Annotated in this window: 19 protein-coding genes; 7 read left to right on the top strand and 12 right to left on the bottom strand. The window is 49.7% G+C overall.

Features of this window, described 5'->3' with window-relative positions; all coding sequences use genetic code 11:
* Nucleotides 1–465: 465 nt before the first annotated feature.
* On the top strand, nt 466–1,500 hold the full coding sequence (locus tag JT719_RS20990; RefSeq protein ID WP_207435718.1) for a hypothetical protein: 1,035 nt from the start codon (nt 466–468) through the stop codon (nt 1,498–1,500).
* Between the two features lie 129 nt (nt 1,501–1,629).
* On the opposite strand, the gene JT719_RS20985 is transcribed toward JT719_RS20990, so the two are convergent.
* Nucleotides 1,630–2,097, bottom strand: coding sequence for a hypothetical protein (locus JT719_RS20985; protein ID WP_207435717.1), 468 nt, complete (start codon nt 2,095–2,097; stop codon nt 1,630–1,632).
* A 123-nt stretch (nt 2,098–2,220) separates the two neighbouring features.
* Nucleotides 2,221–3,204: an SDR family oxidoreductase gene (locus JT719_RS20980; RefSeq protein WP_207435716.1), complete on the bottom strand. Its 984-nt coding sequence runs from the start codon at nt 3,202–3,204 to the stop codon at nt 2,221–2,223.
* Between the two features lie 256 nt (nt 3,205–3,460).
* Here JT719_RS20980 and JT719_RS20975 point away from each other — a divergent pair, with 256 nt between their 5' ends.
* Both JT719_RS20975 and lysS read left to right on the top strand, forming a co-directional pair.
* Nucleotides 3,461–4,456, top strand: a complete 996-nt coding sequence (locus JT719_RS20975) for an aldo/keto reductase (protein ID WP_207435715.1) — start codon at nt 3,461–3,463, stop codon at nt 4,454–4,456.
* Nucleotides 4,457–4,879: 423 nt separating this feature from the next.
* Nucleotides 4,880–6,409 carry a lysine--tRNA ligase gene (gene lysS / locus JT719_RS20970; protein ID WP_207435714.1) on the top strand — a complete coding sequence of 510 codons (1,530 nt, stop codon included), beginning with the start codon at nt 4,880–4,882 and terminating at the stop codon, nt 6,407–6,409.
* Between the two features lie 870 nt (nt 6,410–7,279).
* Here lysS and JT719_RS20965 read toward each other — a convergent pair.
* Together JT719_RS20965 and JT719_RS20960 are read right to left on the bottom strand one after the other, a co-directional pair.
* Complete coding sequence (locus tag JT719_RS20965) at nt 7,280–7,825, bottom strand: YtxH domain-containing protein (protein ID WP_207435713.1); 546 nt, start codon at nt 7,823–7,825, stop codon at nt 7,280–7,282.
* Between the two features lie 126 nt (nt 7,826–7,951).
* A complete protein-coding gene (locus JT719_RS20960) occupies nt 7,952–8,245 on the bottom strand; it encodes a YtxH domain-containing protein (protein WP_207435712.1) in 294 nt (97 codons plus the stop codon).
* Nucleotides 8,246–8,502: 257 nt separating this feature from the next.
* On the opposite strand from JT719_RS20960, the gene JT719_RS20955 reads away from it, so the two are divergent.
* Nucleotides 8,503–8,751, top strand: a complete 249-nt coding sequence (locus JT719_RS20955) for a Kazal-type serine protease inhibitor domain-containing protein (RefSeq protein WP_207435711.1) — start codon at nt 8,503–8,505, stop codon at nt 8,749–8,751.
* 6 nt (nt 8,752–8,757) lie between these two features.
* On the top strand, nt 8,758–9,132 hold the full coding sequence (locus JT719_RS20950) for a cupin domain-containing protein (RefSeq protein ID WP_207435710.1): 375 nt from the start codon (nt 8,758–8,760) through the stop codon (nt 9,130–9,132).
* A 239-nt stretch (nt 9,133–9,371) separates the two neighbouring features.
* On the opposite strand, the gene JT719_RS20945 is transcribed toward JT719_RS20950, so the two are convergent.
* Nucleotides 9,372–11,081 (bottom strand): hypothetical protein, encoded by a 1,710-nt coding sequence (locus JT719_RS20945; RefSeq protein ID WP_207435709.1) that lies wholly within the window; start codon nt 11,079–11,081, stop codon nt 9,372–9,374.
* A 261-nt stretch (nt 11,082–11,342) separates the two neighbouring features.
* Between JT719_RS20945 and JT719_RS20940 the strand changes: the two genes are divergently transcribed.
* Together JT719_RS20940 and JT719_RS20935 are read left to right on the top strand one after the other, a co-directional pair.
* Entirely contained in the window at nt 11,343–12,335 is a 993-nt protein-coding gene (locus tag JT719_RS20940; RefSeq protein ID WP_207435708.1) for a glycosyltransferase family 2 protein, read from the top strand.
* A 365-nt stretch (nt 12,336–12,700) separates the two neighbouring features.
* Nucleotides 12,701–14,239, top strand: a complete 1,539-nt coding sequence (locus JT719_RS20935; RefSeq protein WP_207435707.1) for a M28 family metallopeptidase — start codon at nt 12,701–12,703, stop codon at nt 14,237–14,239.
* A gap of 374 nt (nt 14,240–14,613) precedes the next feature.
* Here the strand turns inward: JT719_RS20935 and recN are convergent, their stop codons facing one another.
* From recN to JT719_RS20900, 7 genes are all read right to left on the bottom strand, one after another.
* A complete protein-coding gene (recN, locus tag JT719_RS20930) occupies nt 14,614–16,272 on the bottom strand; it encodes a DNA repair protein RecN (RefSeq protein ID WP_207435706.1) in 1,659 nt (552 codons plus the stop codon).
* Between the two features lie 635 nt (nt 16,273–16,907).
* Nucleotides 16,908–17,816, bottom strand: a complete 909-nt coding sequence (gene porD / locus JT719_RS20925) for a type IX secretion system protein PorD (protein WP_207435705.1) — start codon at nt 17,814–17,816, stop codon at nt 16,908–16,910.
* Complete coding sequence (locus tag JT719_RS25590; protein ID WP_341350789.1) at nt 17,798–18,460, bottom strand: phosphopantothenoylcysteine decarboxylase domain-containing protein; 663 nt, start codon at nt 18,458–18,460, stop codon at nt 17,798–17,800. The genes porD and JT719_RS25590 overlap by 19 nt, the downstream gene beginning before the upstream one ends.
* Nucleotides 18,453–19,013, bottom strand: a complete 561-nt coding sequence (locus JT719_RS25585; RefSeq protein WP_205502886.1) for a flavoprotein — start codon at nt 19,011–19,013, stop codon at nt 18,453–18,455. Before JT719_RS25585 ends, JT719_RS25590 begins: the two co-directional genes overlap by 8 nt.
* Before the next feature lie 14 nt (nt 19,014–19,027).
* Nucleotides 19,028–19,357 (bottom strand): DNA-directed RNA polymerase subunit omega, encoded by a 330-nt coding sequence (locus tag JT719_RS20910; RefSeq protein ID WP_205502885.1) that lies wholly within the window; start codon nt 19,355–19,357, stop codon nt 19,028–19,030.
* A gap of 32 nt (nt 19,358–19,389) precedes the next feature.
* Nucleotides 19,390–20,244: an outer membrane protein assembly factor BamD gene (locus tag JT719_RS20905; RefSeq protein WP_207435704.1), complete on the bottom strand. Its 855-nt coding sequence runs from the start codon at nt 20,242–20,244 to the stop codon at nt 19,390–19,392.
* 75 nt (nt 20,245–20,319) lie between these two features.
* Nucleotides 20,320–22,014: an OstA-like protein gene (locus JT719_RS20900; protein WP_207435703.1), complete on the bottom strand. Its 1,695-nt coding sequence runs from the start codon at nt 22,012–22,014 to the stop codon at nt 20,320–20,322.
* Nucleotides 22,015–22,053: the final 39 nt, after the last annotated feature.

Below are 22,053 nucleotides of genomic sequence, written 5' to 3'. Positions count from 1 at the left end.
GCAAAAGCTTTCCCTGTGATTGAATTTTTCCTCAAAAGTACACAAACCCCTACTATAACTTGTTAAAATTAAGTTAACATTTACGTGGTAATAGACCTACTTTAAATGTGATTATTCCAACAATCAACTTCAAGTTGTTTTTGACCTATTTAGAGAAAAATAGACCTAAATCAATCTTATTCTTGCCTGTACGACCCTTCAGACCACACCCATGTCTACCACTGCCGCTGGGGTTGCTACATGAGTCATTAACAAATATGCTTAAATTCCCTTTTGAGAAAAACACCCTTAAAACGCTTCATTTACGACTTCTAACCAAGAGGAATCAAGCCTTGATTTTTACTTGTTTTCAAGCATTCAGTAGAGGCTAAAAATATTTTACAACATATTGATAAACAGCAGATTACACATTGATAAAAAGCCATTTAAATGCAACCTAACCTTCTGAAAACGTGTTCATAAAATATGAAGAAGGTATTAGAAGAAAATGTGATTCCGCTCTTTCAGGAAGAGCAAAAACCACAGGATTCTGCCTGGCGAAAATCAATTCCGGCGCAGGTGTTCCTGAACTATTTTTTTGCCATCAACTACCACATCAACCACAGTGCAGAAGAATCTGGCTTGCGAAATCACGTGTTCTTTCGTCAGCATAAGGCGGACCTTTCAGAACAGGATTTACAGGCGCTTACCAGAATTCTGCACAACTGCTGGAGCACAGAATACGCTTTGCGTGCCACTGCTGAGTTAGGCGATGAAACGTATCTGCGCAATGCCCTGCACTGGACGTTTCCGCAGGCCTATTACTCAGTTTTCGCGGGGTTGCAGGCTTTTCTGTACACGCTGGGCATCAAGACGAACAATGAGGCCGCAATCAGAAGAGAAGCCGGTAGATTGGTGGTGAAGAATGCATACCCCAGGGCAGTAGGCTTCTACGCGGCGGGGGCTTACAATGACTTCAGCATCCATCGGTTGCCTTTGGCGGGCTACAAACCTGGGTTGCAGATAGCTGGGAAAGAAATTGAAGCGCAGGCCCAGATTGGCCAGTTCCTGCGTACCACCAGAAAACTGACGGCGAATGCTATTCGGCAGCAGGTACAGAATAACCCGGCTACGGCCATCAGAAGCAGCAAGACTGGTCAGATTCTAGACAAATGGTCGGCGCAGCATTGGCAGCAGATCACCTGGCGGATGGGGTATACCACACTGTTTGATTTGCTAAGCAGACTCCGCATCTCCTCGTCACAGAAAGAGATTGACCGGTTTGTGGAAGCCCAGATTGACTTCAAGCTGTTCCACGAGAGCCTTCTGGCTATTGTGAGTTACCTGAACGGTCTGCATGAGAGTTATGTGGCCCAAGCCTTGGGTATTGAGAAATACCGCAAACTAGTGGCGGAGCTTCCGGAGCACCTGAGCAACGGCTTTGTAAAAGAACGCTTGCACCAACAGGTAGAACCGCTGTTCACCGAAGGACCAACCATGCAACTTTCAGCAGCGGCATAACATGGTATAGATTTCTACTTAAAACAACAAAGCGGCACCGGTTAAAACGATGCCGCTTTTTTTTTATGGGTAATCCTGTTTCAAGCCTTATTTCAAGAAATCAGCCTTAAAACAGGATTTTTCTAGCCTCTATTCATGGCTGAATCTTTCAATCTGTACGCCCTTGGCCCCGGCTTCCTTCAACGCCTCAATGGCGCAATGCTTAATCTGGTGCAACTTTAGTTCATGGCCTTCAAACAGGGCCAGCACCTCTGGGTCTACCGTACCCGGCTCAGCGGCGGCTTGCATGTGGCCGGCCTGCTCAATGGTGAAGCACATGGCTTTTACCTTCTCGCCTTTCACCCGTACCTGGCTCGCGTTGAATTTAATAAGGTTCTGCTTCAGGTAATCGCGCACGAAATCGCCCTCATCAATGTCTGTTTCGGCCAGTCTTATCACCTCCTGATAACTGCGTTTGTGCAGGAACTCCTTTAAAGTAGGCTGCAACATCTTACGCACATGCGGATCACTGATCTGATGGGCATAAATCAGGATATTGAAAATCCAACGGAGGGTTCCGTCGTTTTCCTCAAAAACCAGGCTTAATTCACATTTCATAGATTGGGGTTTGTTCTTGACTTTAACGGCGAAAGCTTCTGAAGGATTTAATCCCCTGCCCCATTGTGTTCCCTTCAATTAATTCTACTTACGCGTCAAGTGCTTGCTTCTAATAACAACTGCTTACCTTTTCTTGGCTAGATAAAAGAGGGAGGTGGCTATACCTCCCGCCAACAGAGAAGCTACGGCCACGCTACCCACTCCAGATTTGGGTTTTCGCCAGCCACCGGAGATATCTGCCCCAACGTTGGAGGGCTGGAACAAGCTTCCGTCAGTGATAGGCACAGACTCTGCCCTTTCAAAGTACCGTTCCATAAACCGGGCGGTGCCTGTTCTGGTAAGCTTAGGGAAAAGAGCATAATACAACCGGGCAACATACCCAAAACCACCTACCATCACACTTGGTTTTGGCTTGCGAGCCAAAGAAACAATGGCCTCGGCTACTAACTGGGGTTCATAGACCGGGGGAGCGGGCTTAATCTTTTTCCCGATGTAATTCCCGGCGTGCTGAAAGCCCGGAGTGTCAATAAAGGCCGGAAACACATCGCTGATCTGAATGTGTGGGAACTTGGAGAGCTCTGCCCGCAATGCTTCTGAAAACCCTCTGAGTCCGTACTTGCTGGCTGCATACGCTACCGCATACGGCATAGGTGCAAAGGCTCCAATGGAAATGGTGTTGATCAGGTGCCCATGCTCCTGCAGCTTAAAGATGGGCAGTACCGCGTGCGCTCCCCGCATGTGCCCCAAAAGATTGATCTGAACCACCTGCTCGTGCGCAGCCATCGGGGTTTCATCGTACGCACCCAGCGCACCGGCTCCTGCGTTATTAATCCAGATATCTATTTTGCCCCCGAAAGCCAAAGCCGCCTCCGCCAGCGCCTGCATGCTGTGGGTTTGGGCGACATCGGTGGTGATGGCCACCGCCTTGCCGCCCCATTGTGTACAATCAGCGACTACCTGCTCCAGGATTTCGGTTCTGCGGGCGGCTAATACCAGCGAGGCTCCTTCCCGGGCGAACGCCACGGCGGTGGCTCTGCCAATTCCGCTGGAGGCTCCGGTAATGACCACCACCTTATCAGCCAAAGATTTGCTTTGTTCTTGTTCCATGTGGGTAGGTTTTAAGGTGAACGTTTTCCAACCGCTCCTTTCTCCTTCCTACTTCTACGCAAGTAATTGCCCAATGATGGAGTTCGCCCATCCTTCCTAAGAGGTTAACTTTCGGCAGTTCAGCATGGTATACCCAAGACTACCGGGCCCAAGGACAGAAAGAAATATTGAATCCTTTTCTTTGACCCTCGTAAGAGAAACAAAGCATCTCTGCAGGAGAAGCTTTCATCAATGTTTATTCTTTAACAATTGACACATGGAGTTTAGAAAATTAGGAGCATCTGACCTGGAAGTATCGGTGCTTACGTTCGGGGCCTGGGCCGCGGGCGGCTGGATGTGGGGCGGAACCGAGCGCCAGGAAGCCGTAGACGCCATCAAAGCCGCGTATGACCACGGCATGACATCCATTGATACCGCCCCTATTTACGGGCAGGGCCTGAGCGAAGAGATTGTAGGCGAAGCCATCAAAGGCATTCCGCGCGACAAAGTGCAGATTCTCACCAAATACGGCATGCGCTGGGACCTGGCCAAAGGCGATTTCGCCATGAAGAGCGAAGACAACCAGGGCAACAAAATAGATATCTACAAATACGCCGGCCGCGAGAGCATCATCAAAGAATGCGAAGACAGCCTACGCCGTCTGGGCACCGATTACATTGACCTGTACCAGATCCACTGGCCAGACACCACCACGCCCATTGAGGAAACCATGGAAACGGTGGCTCAACTGATCAAGGAAGGGAAAATCCGGCAGGCGGGCGTGAGCAACTACAACGTGGCCCAGATGCAGGAAGCCGAAAAGTACGTGACACTGGCCTCTAACCAGGTGCCGTACAGCATGGTGAACCGCGGCATTGAGGCCGATGTGGTGCCTTACTGCCTGGAGAACAACAAAGCTATTCTGGCCTACAGCCCGCTGGAACGTGGGTTGCTCACCGGGAAAATCAAGCCCGGCCACCACTTCAACGAAGGAGATCACCGCGCGGGACTACCCGTTTACCAGCCCGAGAACCTGGTAAAAGTGAACGAGTTCCTGAACAAAATCAAGCCTCTGGCCGATGATAAAAACGCCACTTTGGGCCAACTGGTGCTCCGCTGGACCATCGCGCAGCCGGGCATCACCATTGCGCTGGTAGGCGCCCGCAACGCCGAGCAAACTATCCAGAACGCCAAAGCCATGGACGTGCAGCTCACCCAGGACGAACTCTTCTTCATCACCGAGGAACTGAACAAACTGGACCTGCCTAAGTAATTAATTGTTAATTGCTGGTTGCTGATTGTTGGTTGTTTTCGGGCTGTTTAACAAAAAACAACTCAAAAACGCTGGCACGAGACACTAGCCTCGTGACTTAGGATGGCGCTAGTCTCCAGACCCGCCGGAAACCGCAATTTTCCCTAGCGCGGATTACTTTCGTGGCTTACTGTTTCAGCGAGCCACGGAAGTAAATCCGCACCAAACCTACGCTTAGACCCAAAGCTTACTTAAAGCGTTTCGGTGCGGTTTTCAGGAAAACAGCCCCAAAACGCTTTTTTAATGGCTTCCCTAGCTTGTGATTCCCGCTATAGAAACGCCCTCCGGCAATTCCCTCTATTTCAGCCGGCAACTTCTCTATGTATGGGAATAATTTCCGAAATTTGCGGTTTGACCTATAGAATACACTGAAAGAACGTTTCCATGCAATTAAGCGAACAGGAACTACGCCGGCGCCATGAGCGCGAAGAGCTCCAGAAGATGGGCATCAACCCCTACCCTTCCGAACTTTTTGATGTGACCGCCACGGCTAAGGAAATAAAAGATAACTTCGATCCAGAGCAGAACAACTACCAGGAGGTAAGCCTGGCCGGCCGTCTCATGAGCCGCCGCATCATGGGCAAGGCCTCGTTTGCCGAGCTCATGGACAGTTCGGGCCGCATCCAGATTTATGTTTCCCGTGATGACATCGCCCCGGGCGAAAACAAGGACCTGTACAACACGGTGTTCAAAAAGATGCTGGACATCGGGGACTTCATCGGGGTAAAAGGCTACGTATTCAAAACCCAGGTGGGCGAAACCTCGGTGCACGTAACGGAGCTTAAATTGCTGGCCAAGTCATTAAAACCGCTGCCTATTGTGAAGCGCGAGGTAGACGAGAACGGCGTGGAGCACGTGTACGATGCCTTCTCTGACCCAGAACTGCGGTACCGTCAGCGCTACGTAGACCTGGTGGTAAACCCAGACGTGCGCGATACCTTCATCAAGCGGACCAAGCTGGTGAACACCATGCGTGAGTACCTGAACGAGCGTGGTTACCTGGAGGTGGAAACGCCTATTCTGCAGCCGCTGTACGGAGGCGCCGCCGCCCGTCCGTTCAAGACGCACCACAACACTCTGGACATGACCTTGTACCTGCGTATCGCCAATGAGCTGTACCTGAAGCGTCTGATTGTGGGTGGTTTTGACGGCGTGTACGAGTTCTCCAAAGACTTCCGGAACGAAGGCATGAGCCGTTTCCACAACCCAGAGTTCACCCAGGTAGAGTTGTACGTGGCCTACAAAGACTACTACTGGATGATGGACCTGGTGGAGGAAATGGTAGAGCGCGTGGCCATTGCCTTGCACGGCACCACAGAGGTGCAAGTAGGCGAAAACGTAATCAACTTCGCCCGTCCCTGGAAGCGTTTCACCATGTTTGAAGCTATCCAGCACTTTACCGGTATTGACATCTCGGAGATGGACGAGGCGCAACTGCGTGAAACTGCCACTGGTTTAGGCATTAAACTTGACCCGAACATCGGGAAAGGCAAGATCATTGACGAGATCTTCGGGGAGAAATGCGAAGGCCAGTTGATCCAGCCAACCTTCATCACCGACTATCCGGTGGAAATGAGCCCACTGGCCAAAAAGCACCGCAGCAAAGAAGGCTTGGTAGAGCGCTTTGAAGCTATCTGTAACGGAAAAGAGATCTGTAACTCTTTCTCTGAGCTGAATGACCCGATTGACCAGCGCGCCCGCTTTGAGGAGCAGTTGGAATTGGGCAAACGCGGCGACACCGAGGCCATGGTACTGGACGAGGACTTCCTGCGCGCCCTGGAGTACGGCATGCCACCAACCGCCGGTCTGGGTATTGGCATCGACCGCCTAAGCATGATCATGACCAACTCCCACTCTATCCAGGATGTGTTGTTCTTCCCGCAGATGAAGCCAGAGCACCGTCAGGATAGTTAATGTGCTAATCAGATAATGTGCTGATGAGCACCAGCATTCATAAACAGAAAAGCCGCTCCGGTAAGAGCGGCTTTTCTGTTTATGGCCCTTTTTTGAAATTCAAGGCTTAAAACGCTGATCAGGGATAAGTCTGTTCTAGCCTCGCTGGCGCGAGCCTCCGGCTCGTGTCCGCACGCATTCCAGATTGTTCATACTTCGCTTCACAAAGAGATTAACGCATATTCTATCACGTCTTTTCTCCTTCTGTCATCTTGGAAAGGTCTTGTGGGCGAACTAGAAAGGCATTTGCTCAAGCGCTACTACCGTTTGCACACAAGATCCTTTCAGGATGACAAAATAGAGGTTACTGATTTGTAAGAATAACCCAAAGCTACTCTTACTATGGCGCGGAAGTTACTTCCCTGACTTGTGAATAAAAGGCACGGAAGTTACTTCCGCGCCATACAGGTGCAGGGTAACTGCTTTCTGAACCACAGAAAGTACCAGCAATGCGTGCGGACACGAGCGGGACGCTCGCGCCAGCGGGGGAGCGAATGTAAAAACAGCGGAGGGTTTATAGCCTCTTTTTAAGAAAACGGCTCTGAAACGGAAAGCCTATAAAAGCAGAAAGCCTTCCCCGTCTGGAAAGGCTTTCTTATATTGGTTAAATAACTTCTACTCGCTACTCCATGATTTGACTTTCGTCTGTTTCACAAAACTATTCTAGTATCCCCCAAAAAGCTTAACCATTCGGTCAATTTTATTTGAGTTTCAACGTCATCAAACAGCTTTGCCTTAACTTATCTGTTTTGCGATTTCTTATTTAACCAATCTTACTTTCTTTAACGAATCTGCCAATGCAAGGTTACAGTTAAAGGTAAATTTTAGGAATTAAGTTGTGGGAGAAGTATCGGCTCCGGTACCGGTGCTACCAGATTTAGACGCTCCTTTGGCTCTACTGGCCCGCTTAGGCTTGGTAGTACCGCCGGTGGTAGTACCAGCCGGGGTTGTGGTAGCGTTCAAATCTGTATCAGCGCCCAGCGTACCGGCATCGGTTCCAAGCGCACCGGCATCAATCCCGGCTCCCACGTCTGACACACCGGTACCGGTGGCCGTGTCGCGGGGATCATCGCCGGTCATTAATTCCACATTGCCACCGGTGGGGTTGTTATCCAGGTGAGAAGTGGGGGTGGTATTAGAACCAGTGTTTACGACAGAAGGGTCCCCGCCTCCAGACTTACGGCCCAGCAACGCTCCGGCGCTGGAACCCACCGCTTGCAGCTTTGAGCCTAAACCAGAACCCAGTTTAGAAGCCGATCTTTTCAGACTATCACGGGTAGCTTCTCCGCTTTCGGGAGCCATCAGGATACCAGCCACCAAACCGGCACTGGCTCCAGCGAGCATTGCCAGAATTATTTTTCCGTTATCTTCTTTCATAGCTTTTGTAATTAGGAATACGTGCCTCAGTTTGTTCTAAGAACAGTTGTTTTCTGTTACTTAACGAGAGCAAAACCATTTGGTTATCCCGGTAAAGCTTTGTCTTTTGCGGGGACGTGTCTGCGTTTAGATGCCTGCGCCTGATCCGCCTACGGCAGTACCGGTGGTATTGTCTGTACCGGCAGCGGCATCGCCTCCGTTTTTGTTATCTGAGTTCCCCAACAAGCTGGTCAAACCATTCAGTTTTTCAAGATAAGGAGCAATCTGTCCGTTCACGCTATCGGCTAGCTGGCCAGCAGCTCTCAACAGGTTTTCGCGTGACTCTTTGCCGTTGCCCGGGGCCATTAAGATACCAGCAACTACACCAGCGGCAGCACCAGCGGCAGCAGCAATCAAGATTTTAGAATTGTCAGTTTTCATAGTAATTAAAAAATAAGGGTTGATGTAATGGTAAGGTCTTCGCAGCAGACCATCTGTAGAACGATGATTGTTGCTAAGGCAATATGCTAAACATTAACTATATATTATAACATATATATACGGTGTACGCATATATACTGACAGGGGTTAACCGGTTTACCCCTATTTCCTGAAATTTATGCCCAAAACCGCTTGGTAAAGGGGAGGCATAGATTGTAACGTCCTATTTACGTATATTTCACCAAGCAACAACCACTATGAAAAAACACCTATTTGCATCTGCTCTTCTTTTGGGCCTGTGCGCCTTCAGTTGTAAGAGCACCCAGCAAACCGCTTCTGCTTGTATTGATCCCTCCAGAATTGATAAAGAACGCGCCTGCACCATGCAGTATGACCCGGTGTGCGGCTGCGATGGCAAAACGTACGGCAATGCTTGCATGGCTGAGAGCGCTGGTGTTACCTCTTATACCAAAGGAGAATGTGCCGCCAAAGGCACCAACAACTAATCATCTATGAGCGAGAAAAAATATTACCTGCAAACAGCCCCTTACCGGGTGCCCACCACAGATGGCAAACTCATTGAGGAGCATTTTGGCCTGGCCAGCACTCGTACAGAGGCGTTCAGCGTGGCGCACATGATTGCTCCTCCTGGTTGGGGTGAACCGCACCAAACCCCTGAGTTTGATGAAGTCACTATTGTGCTGCGGGGCAGGAAACAGATTGAGGTGGATGGGGAACCGGTCACCATTTTGGCCGGCCAGACTTTTCACGTGAAAGCCGGGGCCCGCGTGCGGTACTCCAATCCCTTTGACGAGGAATGCGAATACTGGTCTGTGTGCGTACCGGCTTTTGATATCAACACGGTGAACCGCGAAGACGAGGAATAAGCTTACCCAAAAAGATATTTGTTCAAAGCCACTTCTACTTTGCAGTGGCTTTGCTGTTTTCGCCTTCTTTTCCTAAAAACAGCCTCAAAAGGCACCCTTTGTGTTTTTGTTTTCTATTTTTCCAGTGGAAGTTATCAAGAAAGAGACCTTTCCAAGTTCCTTTTCATAGGAAACAGATAGTGAGAGTAGGTAAACAAGACAGCGGGAAGATTTTCACCTTGTTTAAAGCAGGTACTCAATCAATATGTATAGAAGATATTAACCCCATTCCCTGGCTCCCCCTCAGGACACGCATTTGCGATGGAAGATTGCTCCTTTCCAAAATACCCCTTTGCGGCTTCAAAACTATCTAGAACCACTTTTTGCTTGTTATAAAGGTTGTAGATGATTAGGTCTTTATTGAAGGCGTAAAACTTTTCCTCTCCATAGACAATGGAGGTCACCCCTTTCTCATCAAACCTGAAACCCTCACCACGGAAATCTCCTCTTACCTTCTCAAGATTATAAGTGATTCTTAGAGCACCGGTAACGTCCCAGTAAGATTCAAACACTGGTGCTGGTCCATTAAAAGGGCAAAAACCATCAATTATTAGTACAGAATTATCTTTCAGGTCTGGGATGTTCTTTTGTATATCGCTGATAACATCTAATTGGGTCTGATATGCTTTGTGGAAAAAGGTAGCTATGGTATAATTAGTGATGAATCCGAATGTTCCTACCAGAGCAATTGATATAGCCATAAAGTATCTCTTGAGTCTCACAGAGGAGATCAATGAGGACGCAATACAAATAGCCGCTACAAAACAAATGGCTACCCCAATACAAGCTGCCATGGTTACTCTGTTTGCTAATCCAGTGGGGTGAACCATGAACTGTACCGTGGTAAGGAAAATGGCGTAACCAGCCAGGTAAACCAAGAGTCCAATCAGGCTTATCTTACACCAATCCAAGAAACTATAGTTTGGCAAGTCTTCTCCTTTAAGGTAAAGGAAAATCAGAACTCCTATGGATAGCCCAATACCTAGCAAAGGAACACTGGAGTAGTTAGAAAAAATCTGCCACGCAATCAATGGAGATTGTAACCCATAGATAATAAAATCATTAAGGAAGCCTGCGATGTACACATAGGTAACATGGCTCCAGTAGCTTGATTCAAATCCTCCGGTTCTGATAGAGATCCAAGCTTTGAAGACGATGCACAAACCAAAAACCAGAAAGTTGGCAAAAAGGATGGCTCTTACTTTGTGACTAGCAAGCATTGAAAAGATGCCAGGCCCAACTCTCCGCCTCCACATGAAAATAGAAAAACTAAACACAAACAGCGGCAGTGCAATCTCATAAGCAAGGATACTTACCGCAAGACTAAGGAGGCTTGTGATTTCCCAAGCCCAAGATTTACCTCCTGCTGTAGTCGCGTATTTTTCAAGAGCGATGAAATTTAGAAAGAGCATTAAGATGCTGATGTTTGTCTGGAAGGTGGCCATCCAGATCCTATCAGTAGAATAATGCGGAAGTAATCCATAAACCAGGGGTATTGTAATCACTAACAGACGTGGCAAGTTGAGCAGCCGGAGGCTCTGGTAAAAGAGCAGGATTATTGCCAGGATATAAACAGAATTAGTAATATGGTACCCTAACAGTTGTTCCCCAAAAAACCAGTACATGACAGCCAGATTCACTATCTGCACAGGACGCATACGAGCAATCCGATCCTGAGAAAAGAAACTATGTATCAGGCCCTGAATACTTTGATCATCAGCATGGTGAAAGATTGCCAAGAATGCCCAATCATCACTATACATGCCTAAATCCCAAATCATAGATGCTTGTAAAATCAGGACAATCCCTCCCAGAAAGAAGCAGTCTTTTATGATTCTTTTCTCATCCTTAGGTTTACTCAATGAGTTAGTAGCCCAAGTTGTACTTGGAGCATTCTTGAGGGTAGGCATACAAGCGGATTAGTTTTATAGAAGTACTTACAAGAACTACTTAAATATAATATTTCAATTATAATCTTGGATATTATTTTCAATAAATCTTATATTTAGTAAATGAAAGCCTCTTTGGTACAGGGCATGTAGAGCCATATAGAACTGGGCAAGCTTTTTGCGACCATAAAGACATTCAGGGTGAAATCCCAGAATGAGCATTAAGCAAAACCTACTACAAGAAGCTTTAAAGTTTGTATAGTCCGCTTCTTATTTGCTGATATGACACCTTGCTACTCCTTAGTTATTCCCATTTATAATGAAGCAGAGATCCTTTATACTTTGTACCAAAGGATTAATGGATTATTAGCGAGCTTAGATGAAACCGCAGAGGTAATCTTCATCAATGACGGTAGCAAGGATAATTCCCTTGAGATTATCAGAGAATTGCGAAAGAAAGACGGTAGAATCGGCTATATCAACCTGGCCCGTAACTTCGGTCACCAGATTGCTGTTACTGCTGGCTTGCAATATGCACGAGGCAGTGCGGTGATTGTGATGGATGCCGATTTGCAAGACCCACCGGAAGTGATTCCTGAACTTATAAAAAAATGGAAGCAGGGATATCAGGTGGTGTATGCGCAAAGAACAATACGCCATAAAGAAGTTCTTTACAAACGGTTTGCCGCATACCTCTACTATAGAATACTGCAGCAGCTCTCAGATATTGATATCCCCGCCGATACTGGTGACTTCTGCCTCTTGGACCATAAGGTGGTAGAAGTGTTGAATTCTATGCCCGAGCGAAATCGTTATATAAGGGGCTTGCGCACTTGGGTAGGCTTTAAGCAGGTGGCGGTGCCCTTTGAGAGAGACCCCAGGTTTGCCGGAGAGAGAAAATACACTTTTGGTAAACTAGTGGGCTTGGCGTTTAATGGTATTTTCTCCTTTTCTAAAGTTCCCCTTAGAATCTCCACTTTTCTGGGGCTGGTGTCAGCTACGGTGGCACTAATCATGGCTTGCCTGATCTTTTATTGGCGTTTCTTTCAGCCAAGCTCGCAATTTACTGGGTTTGCTACCATCCTGATAGCTGTATTCTTTTTAGGGGCAGTTCAATTGATTAGCGTAGGTATTCTAGGAGAATACATTGGCAGAATTTATGAAGAAGTAAAAGGCCGACCACTCTTTACCATGAGTGAGATAGAAGGTGTTGGCCAACCTGCCAAGCGATTAGAACGAATTGAGCCTGTTCAGTCTTACTCTAATGTTGAGTGAGCAATAAGAACCATAGCAATACAAAACAGACCTACTTCCCGAAGAAGACTTTATACGCTTAGAGAGCTCAATAGAGGAAGAGTTGATTTCTTTGCTTCCAGTTTCGCAACTTCTACCACCAGTTCAAATAAGCTCCCTGCTTATCAAACTACTCTCAGTAGTTTTCAAATTTTAATGCTTCCCCAACTCACTACCCTCCCTCGTAGGGTTTGATTCCTATGGGTTCATTCACCTTGAAATCAGGTAGCATCAAGAAAGGTTAGCCTATCTGTATGTCACCAGTAAGTCAATTCCACTAAATCTATGGCCGCTGATTTTCTGTTGTAGCATTTTTTTGGTTCATTGGCTTTCCCAAACCTACCTTCATGATACACTCGTATTTTTCTACCCTATTTAAACGGAGGCACTTTGTTTCCTTCTGCGCCTTGCCCCTGCTGGCATTGGCGAGCTGCACCCGGCCTGCCACTGTTTCTGAGAGCACCCCAGCGGCGCCTACCAACCCGCCCGCCCTTTCCTCTATAAAAGAAGAAGACTTGCGCCGAGACTTGTTCATTTTAGCCAGTGACAGCCTTAGAGGCCGACGGGCGGGTGAGTCTGAAGAGTTGCGAGCCGCAGCCTGGGTGGCAGAACGGGCCCGTGAGGCAGGCCTGGAACCTGCCGGAGATGATGGCACCTATTTTCAGTTTTTTCCGCTCCGTCGGGTGCAAGTCTCCAGCAACAGCAGTTTCCAGATTAACGGCCATAACATACCGCTTTGGAAAGACGCTTGGGTTACCTCACCGGTAGAAGCCAACCTGGATGGCCCTGCGGTGTGGCTTACCACTTACGCAGACACTGCCAAACAAAGCCTAAAAGGGAAAATAGTGGCTATGCCGCTGCAGGCTCCCAACCCCTTACCAGCGCCCGGTATGAGTTTGTGGGGCTACCGGTACACCTTGTCAGCAGTTAGGCAGGCAAGTACCATTTTACGGCGACAGGGCGCCACTGCCGTGATTTTGCTCACCGATGCTACCTCAGAGCAACAGATAGGATTTGTGGGGCACGGCTTTGAAGAAGGCACCTACGGTCTGGAAGGTTCTGCCCAAGCCCACCCAACCTCAACGGTTCCGGTGGTCCTGGTTCGGCAATCCATAGCGGCTCCTTTGCGCACGGGTAAAGCCAGCATCAAAGCCGATCTGAGGTATGACAGTTTCATATACCCTTCCATCAACGTGGTGGCCAAAGCTCCCGGAGCCGATGCTTCGCTCAAAAATGAATACGTTCTTTTCAGCGGCCACCATGACCACGACGGCGTAGCCGATCAGGTGCAAGGGGATTCTATCTGGAACGGCGCCGATGACAATGGCACCGTAAGTGTGGCCATGCTGGCCATTGGCAGGGCTTGGAAACAGAACCCGGGGCAACGCTCGGCCTTGTTTGTGTGGCACGGCGCAGAGGAACGCGGCTTGCTGGGCTCCCGCTGGTACGCTGAGCACCCAACGGTAAAAAAGGAATCCATTGTGGCCGTGCTCAACGGAGACATGATTGGCCGTAACGCCCCCGATTCTGCGGCCCTGCTTGGTTCTACCTTGCCCCACCGCAACTCACAGGCTTTGGTAGACATGGCCCTACAGGCAAACCAAAATTTTTCAAAGTTCAGCATTGACACCTCCTGGGACGACGTGCGTCACCCCGAGGGTTGGTACTTCCGCAGCGACCATCTTCCCTACGCCCGTGCAGGTATCCCGGCTATCTTCTTCACCACCCTCCTCCACCCCGATTACCACACCGCCAAAGACGAAGCCGACCGAATTGACTACAGGAAACTCACCCGCATGACCCACTGGATGTACGCCACCGGTTGGGCCATCTCCAATACTCCGCAACGCCCCACCGTTGATCCAAACTTTAAACTGGAGCGGTAAGGCTGATGAGACTTGGTGAGAGTTTTGAATTAAGGATGTTTTAGCCCTATTTTCTTAAAAGAAGCATAAACAAGAAACCCTCTGCAGAGCTGCAGAGGGTTTCTTGTTTTATAGGAGCATGGAATCTAACTGATGTTTCCCGTATGGAGGTAGCCCATGATTTTCAGCAGCCCGCCGTTGTTGGTGTTATCACCAACAACCAAAATTGCGTTTAAACCCGCCTTTTGCTACTACAAGAAATGGTACCTACCTCAGACTTAAACCGTGAGACAAGGCGGGCCTTGTCTCTACAGGGTATGCAATCCTTGGTAATTCATGCTAGGTCGTTTTAGACCTCCTTTGGACAAAATAGCCCCTAAACGTTCCTATCCAAATCAGGCACTGAGGGCCAACAATTCCTTCGCGCTCTGGAAAGCGTTCTCTGACGGATTGGCCCCGGCAATCATCTGCGCGATCTCTACCACCCGTTCCTCGTGGCTCAGTTGTCTGATTCGGCTGATGGTTCTATCTACCCGGTCTTCTTTGTACACAAAGTAGTGCGTATCGCCTTGGGCAGCCATCTGCGGCAAATGCGAGATACAGATCAACTGGTGCTTCTGCGACATCTGTTGCATCATTTTACCCACTTTCACGGCAATCTCGCCGGAAATACCGGTGTCAATCTCATCGAAGATGATGGTGGGCAGAGCGGTTTTGTCGGCGAGCAGGTACTTCACGCAGAGCATGAGGCGGGAGAACTCACCACCCGAAGCAGCTTTGCTCAGGGTCTGCGGCGCGGCGCCTTTGTTTGCGCTGAACAGGATGTTCACCACGTCAATACCGGTTGGAGCCGGTGCAGCGGTTTTGTGCTCTATCACCACGCGAGCGTTCGGCATGCCTAGTTCAGAAAGCAGGCTGTGCAATTCATCCTGGAAGGTAGTGAACACGCGGGTACGGCTCTCTGACAGTTCCTGGGCGCGGGCTTCCACTTCCTGCAAAGCGGCCGTCAGGGCTTTCTTGGTTTTCTCAATGGCGGCATCCAGGTTGTGGACGCTGCCTACTTTAATCTCTAGTTCGGCTTGCAGGGCCAGCAACTCCTCTACGGTGCGTACCTGGTGCTTGCGCTGGAGGGTGTAAATCAGATCCAGGCGCTCCTGCAGTTGCTCGGCGCGTTGCGGATCGGCTTCGGTTTTGCGCTCGGCATCTTCCAGTTCGCCGGCTATGTCGTTCAGTTCAATGAGGCAGCTGTCCAGGCGCTCTTTCAGGGTCTGGAAACTTTCACCGTATTCAGTTACCTGTCCTACCAAATGGCTGGCGTCTTTCAGGGCACTGGCTGCGTTGTACTCGCTCTCAGAGATGTATTGCAACGCCTGGCTCAGCTTCAGTTTTATTTCCTCGGCGTGCTCCAGTTGCTTCAGTTCTACCTCGTGGCTTTCCTGCTCTTCGGCCTGTAGGTTGGCCTCAGAAAGTTCGTTCAGCAAATAGGTATTATAGTCCAGCTCTTTCTGTGACTGGGCCAATTGGTTTTCCAGGTCTTTGTACTCGCGCTCCAGTTTGCGGTAGGTGCGGTACGCGGTGCCGTATTGGGTCCGTAGCTCCTCGTTTTGGGCGTACAAATCCAGGATGTTCAACTGGTACGCCGGATCGCCCAGCAGGAGCGTGTCGTGCTGCGAGTGAATGTCCATGAGCTGATCGCCAATGCGGCGCAGCTGTTCCAGCGTGACCGGAGTATCGTTCACGAAGGCGCGAGATTTCCCGCTCGGGCTAATCTCACGGCGCAGCAAGCTCACGGGTTCATAGTCCAGGTCTTCCTCTTCAAAGAAACCCTGCAGGTTGTATTCGGCAATATTAAAGGAGCCCTCAATCACGCACTTCTCGTTCTGGTTGAACAGCAGTTTGGAATCTGCGCGGTTCCCCAGCAGCAACCCAATGGCGCCCAGCATAATGGATTTACCGGCTCCCGTTTCACCAGTAATGATGTTCAGCAACGGCGAAGGCTGCAGCTCTAACTGCTCAATTAAGGCGTAATTTTTTATCTTAAGATCTACGAGCATAAGGTAGGAATGCCTCTATCTGGTTTGTTGTGTTGATGTACTCCAATAGACAAAGATGCTAATTTATTTAGTTTCCACAACTAATAAATATAGCCAAAAATTTACTCTTGAGATTTCCTGATCATCCTCTGAAAACTCAGCTCAGGACTGACCTGTTTCTCTACGTGCTTTGGAGGTATAAGGTAAACCAATCCTCACGGAACAGAGTTCTCCAATCTACTGATTAAACCACCCTTCACTTCCGCAGGATTCTCGGCACATAGCAGAAACCTAATATACAAAGAAGCAGGAGTTTGTCAATCCTATCGGCTGGATTAAAGGATCAGGCAAATGGAGGGTAGAACAGGTAAACTCCGGTGATTTGGTCATTTGAAGAGAGAATATAACTGCCCTACAAGCAAAAACCGCGAAGCCCTCACCACATTTTGATAGTGTTGAGGGCTTCACGGTTTTAAAGGTATTTTCCGGAAATCAGCTTAAAAACGGCTGACTTATGTTTTTATCTGAGACCAAGCCAGAAAGCAGAAGTTGCGAAAACCTGAAGGCTCATATTTGCTACATGCGGGTTTTGGAGCAGTTGATTTCGGCTTGGCGTTTTAACGGCATTTTCCGGAAAATGAGCCCGAAACAGCAACTTAACGCTTCAGCAACGATTCATACCGGGCGCGGTTGGTTGGGTCCATCTGCGAGAGGATATCGTAGGCTTGCTGCTTCTGGGGCGGTGTGGCCGAGGCGAACGCGCTGCTCAATTCTGCTGCTTTGGCTTCAAAAAACGAGCGCAAAGCGGCTGCTCCCGGTCTGATGCGCGCCACTTGCTGAATGTTGCGCAACGCTTCCAGAATGTTCTGCCGGGCTTTCTCGGGGTCCTGGGCCATCATGTCCAATCCCTGACGGTGGTACAGGTACACGGCGCTTCTGAACGGCTCAAACTGCGGATCCTGGAGGTTATTGATAAGCCAATAGCGGTTACGGGTATCAGCGGTGGCGCTCCAGCCTCCAGCCGTTGTCCCGGCTGAGGTTACCAGGTTCAGGATGTTGCTGGCCTCGGCCAAGGCATTGGCTCCGCCCAAGCGGGAGAAGCTGTCATTGTCCATCCCGATGATGGTGTAGGCATAGAAAGACAGAATGGCCATGAGGTTGGTGGTGTAGGTATTGGGAGAGTACTGCAGCGGCTGGGCCGGATTGTATTCAAACCCGAAGTTGGTGTCCACGAAGGAAAGCACCGTGGTCTCGTAGCCGGTTCCGTAAGTAGGTCGACTGGAGATGATCTGGGTATTGGCCTCGTACACGCCAATCTGCGGCATAGCGCGTAAGGTGATGAACATCTTGCAGCGGATGCGCTCCTCGTTCTGGTACACATCGCTGGTCCAACGGGTGTTGTTCATAACTTCGGAAATAGCGTTCTGCATCTGCTGGAACACCTGCCTATCCGTGGCCTGCACCTGCTCACTGTTCACAATCACTTCGCACCGTAGTTCCTGCGCCCAGGCAGACAATGGCAACAAGAGCCACAACGCCACCCCGGCTATTTTCTTTGCAAACATGCCCATTCAGCTTTTATAGATTCCAGAATATCCAAGGCTACCTCGTCTTTGGTCTTCAACGCAAACTCCTCTACCGTGGTGGGTTTCACAATGGTGATCTTGTTGGTGTCGTGCTTGAAACCAGCCCCGGGATCACGCAGGGAGTTCAGCACCACCATGTTCAGGTTTTTCTTGAGAAGTTTGGTGCGGGCGTTCTCCAGTTCCTGATCAGTTTCCAGGGCGAAGCCTACCGCAAACTGATCTGTACGCTTCTGTTGACCTAAGGCAGCCGCTATATCAACGTTCTTCACCAGTTCAATGGTAAACGTGGCGTCACTTTTTTTTATTTTAGAAGTAGCCGTCTGGCTGGGTTTGTAGTCGGCCACGGCGGCGGCAAAGATCCAGAGGTCTGCCTCGAGAGCTATCTGCTGGCAGGCGGCGTACATCTCATCGGCGGTCATCACGGGGGTTACCTGCACGTTGGGGTGCTCCATTTTCAGGGCGGTAGGGCCAGAAACTAAGAAAACCTCTGCTCCTTGCTCGGCCAGGGTGCGGGCCAGGGCATACCCCATTTTGCCGGTGGAATGATTGCCAATAAAACGAACCGGGTCTAAAGGCTCATAGGTAGGCCCGGCGGTGATCAGGACTTTCTTGCCGCTAAACAATGTTATGAGAAATAAAATGCTGTTGTAAAACCTGAACAATCTCCTCGGGCTCCGCCAGGCGTCCCTGCCCTACCAGGCCGCTGGCCAACTCTCCGTGACCGGCTTCAATGATGTGGTTTCCGTAGGAGCGCAGCAACCGGAAATTCTCCTGCACGGCCGGGTGCTGGTACATGTCCAGGTCCATGGCGGGCGCCACAAACACCGGGCACCGGGCCGAGAGATACGTAGCCGATAGAAGATTGTCGCACAAACCCCGGGCAAACTTGGCCACCGTATTGGCGCTGGCGGGTGCCACCAGCATGACATCGGCCCAAAGGCCCAGTTCCACGTGGTTGTGCCACAGACCGGAGTTGTCATCACGCACGAACTCGGTTAAGACCGGTCTTTTGGATAAGGTGGCTAACGTTACAGGGGTTATAAAAGCAGAAGCAGAAGTGGTCAGGATTACCTGCACTTCTGCTTCTGCTTTGATGAGGAGCCGCACCAGCAAAGCCGCTTTGTATGCTGCTATGCTACCGCAAACCCCCAGGAGTATTTTCTTATGCCGAAGCATTCAGAAACGGTGGATTAAAGCGCAGATGAAGTTTGCGCTTCGTCGTCGGCTTTGCGGAAATACACTTTGCCTTCAATGAACTCTTCAATAGCCATGTTGGTAGGCTTAGGAAGACGCTCATAGTATTTAGAGATCTCAATCTGCTCGCGGTTCTCGAACACCTCTTCCAGGTTATCTACGGTAGTAGCAAACTCGGCTAGTTTAGAGTTCAACTCCTCTTTCACCTTTACGGCAATCTGGTTGGCACGCTTAGAGATGATAGAGATAGACTCGTATACGTTACCGGTTTCAGTGGCCAGGTCAGAGATATTACGCGTTACAATGGATGCTGGTACTTGGGCCATATAGCTAGTGAATTGGGTTTACAAATGAAAAATTATTGGTTGGTTGCCGTGGCGGCGGCTGGCTGACTCTTGCTCAGTCTCTCCAGGGCCTGACGGCTGGCATCGTAGCGCTCTTCGGCGTTACGCAAAAACTTGCTCTGCGGATATGCATCTACAAACGCCTGGTACATGGCAACGGCTTCCAGGTAGCGGTCGCGTTGCTTGGTCTCAATACTTTCCTTGGCGTAGTTGAACTGGGCATCTAAGCGAAGGTAAGCAGCTTCTTCATTGTACGTGGAAGAAGGGAAGTTTTTCCGGAAGTTCTCCAGGGCCACAACCGCTGCCTTGTAGTACTGAGGATCGTAGTTGGTAAGCTTGTAGTATTGTCTGGCGTTGTCAAAAGCCTTCAGTTCAATCTTACGGGAAAGCTCATCATAAATGGTGTTGGCTTCCTGCATGTACTTGCTCTGCGGATACCGGCGCATGAACTCCTGCAGGGCAGTCATGGCTTGCGAAGTGCTCTGCTGGTCCAGGTTCTGATCTGGAGACTCGTTGGTCAGTGATTTGGCATTCATGAATGCTGCCTCTTCAGCGTACTGGCTCCGCGGGAAAGTCTGCCCAAAGGAAGTGAAGTGGAAAGAGCTTTCCAGGTACAGGCCCTGGTGGTATTTGGTATAGGCGTACAGGAAGTTAGCTCGCTCGTACTCGCTGCGTCCTTTTAACAGAGGCATCAGGTCTTCCAGTAAAGCACCGGCTTTGTCATAATCTTCTTTCTCATAATAAGAAAGAGCCGCGGCGTATTTCTTGTCTACGTCGTCGCTTTTCAGGATTTTATTGTATTTCCCACAAGCGCCCAGTACTACTACCATGAGCATGATGGGCAAATAGGAAAGAATGCGTTTAGTCATAAGCGCGCAAAAATAACGATTTTTTTTATATGTAACAGAACGTTGGGCCTTTCCATTCAGTATAGCGCCTGGTTTTTACCGGGCGCTGGTCACTTTAGGTGCCCGTTTCTTGGCTCCTTTGTCTTGGGCCGCGGTGGTTTTGGCTTTCTTGTCTGGCTTAGCCGGTTGCTTTGCGTTTTTGGCCTGGGTGCCACTGCCTTTGGCAGGCGTTGTTTTCTTCTTGGCTGGGGTCCGTTTGGCCAGTACCATAGCCCGGGTAGGTTTCTCATCGCTTCTCCAGACAAAGCCTTTCAGCCGTTTATCAGGCTCCTGCAACTCATGTGGCGGAATCAGTTTGGCGTCTGGGTTTTCCATGAACGTGATATATTGTACCTGCCCGTCCTGGAAAATCATGCGCATGTCACTGCACACGGCCCGGTTCATGCCTATGGTAGACGTGTCGCCCTGCAAGGCGAAATAGAGGCTCTCGCCGTTTCCGTTCACGTCAATACGCCTGATCTTGCCATCAGCAAAAAAGGCCACCATTGTTCGGCCTTTCACCTGGTTGTAGTTATCCAGCGTATCCACTGAGATTGCAAAGGAATTCCCGAACATCCGCATCTGGTCCACGGTATTGTTCCGGATTTTGATGACTACACTATCAGCCGTCATCTGGTTTTTGTTCGCCCACAAACGCGGGTTCAAGTTCATGTAGATGGTGGAGTCCTGCTGGTCATAGGTGAGCGAATCACAGAGGCCCTGCAAATCTGACTTGAAGATACGCACGTCATTGTAGGCGTACAGCTTGCCCTTTTTAGTCTTGTCTTTCACGTTCTCCACCGAAACCAGCGTATCCGCGGAGAGGTACATGGTATCCCGCTTTTCTATGGTGCGCATCACCGGTGAGCCAAAGACCTTGGCCCTTCCCCTCGCCCGCCAGTACAAAGCCGTTTGCCCCGTAATAATGGTGGTGTCTTTGATAGACGTCATAGACACATTACGGGAAGCGGTATAATACTCCTTGGTTTTGTCGTAGGTCAGTATTTCGCCTTTGATCAGGTAATCCGGGGTTTTGATGCTGGCGTTGCCCCTGAAATTAGACTCACGGGTGACCGTGTTGTAGGTGCCGCGGTTGGCAAACAGTGTACCGTCTGGCGACTTGATGGTAGTAGGCCCAAAGAACTCCACCACCTTGGTCACCGTGTTATAAGCCATGGTATCTGACAGCACCTCGGCGTTCTGGCCCACGTATTTGATGTTCTTTTTGAACGTAAGGACTTTATCATCTGAGGTGTAGGTACCCAACTGGCTCTGAATGGTGTAGTCTGGTCCTACAATGTTACCGGTAGTGGTATAGAACGCTTTCTTGGCGTTGAGGTCGTAATCCAATGAGGGTGTGGTGAGGGTCATCTGCTCATCGCGCAGGGTTACGCCGCCCCGCATGTTGGCAATGCGGCGGGTACCGTCATAACTGGCGGTGGCGCTGGTGGCGTCCATGCCCGGCTGGGTGATGTGCACGTTCCCAAAAACCTCTAACCGGTTGCGGTCGCTGGCGTACTGGTAAGCAGAATCTGCGGTGAGCGTGGTAGCACCCTGGCGCATGACCACGTTACCCAGCAAGCGCCTTACCTCTTCCCCGTTGTACCGGCCAGATTGGAGCGTATTCGCCGACACATCCACCGGCTGCCCGCCTCCTTGCGGCTGTAACTGCGGCTGTGTTCCCTGGCCAAAAGCCAACACCACAGAAAACAGGGAGAAAAGAGATACTAAAACTATCTTTGTGAACTTCATCAATAATTGCAATAGCTGCGAAAATACTAAAAATACCCT

Source organism: Sabulibacter ruber (genome assembly GCF_017355955.1).
GTDB lineage: Bacteria > Bacteroidota > Bacteroidia > Cytophagales > Hymenobacteraceae > Nibribacter > Nibribacter ruber_A.
Note: the sequence above shows the minus strand (reverse complement) of the source record. Positions and strands in the feature narration are given on the sequence as shown.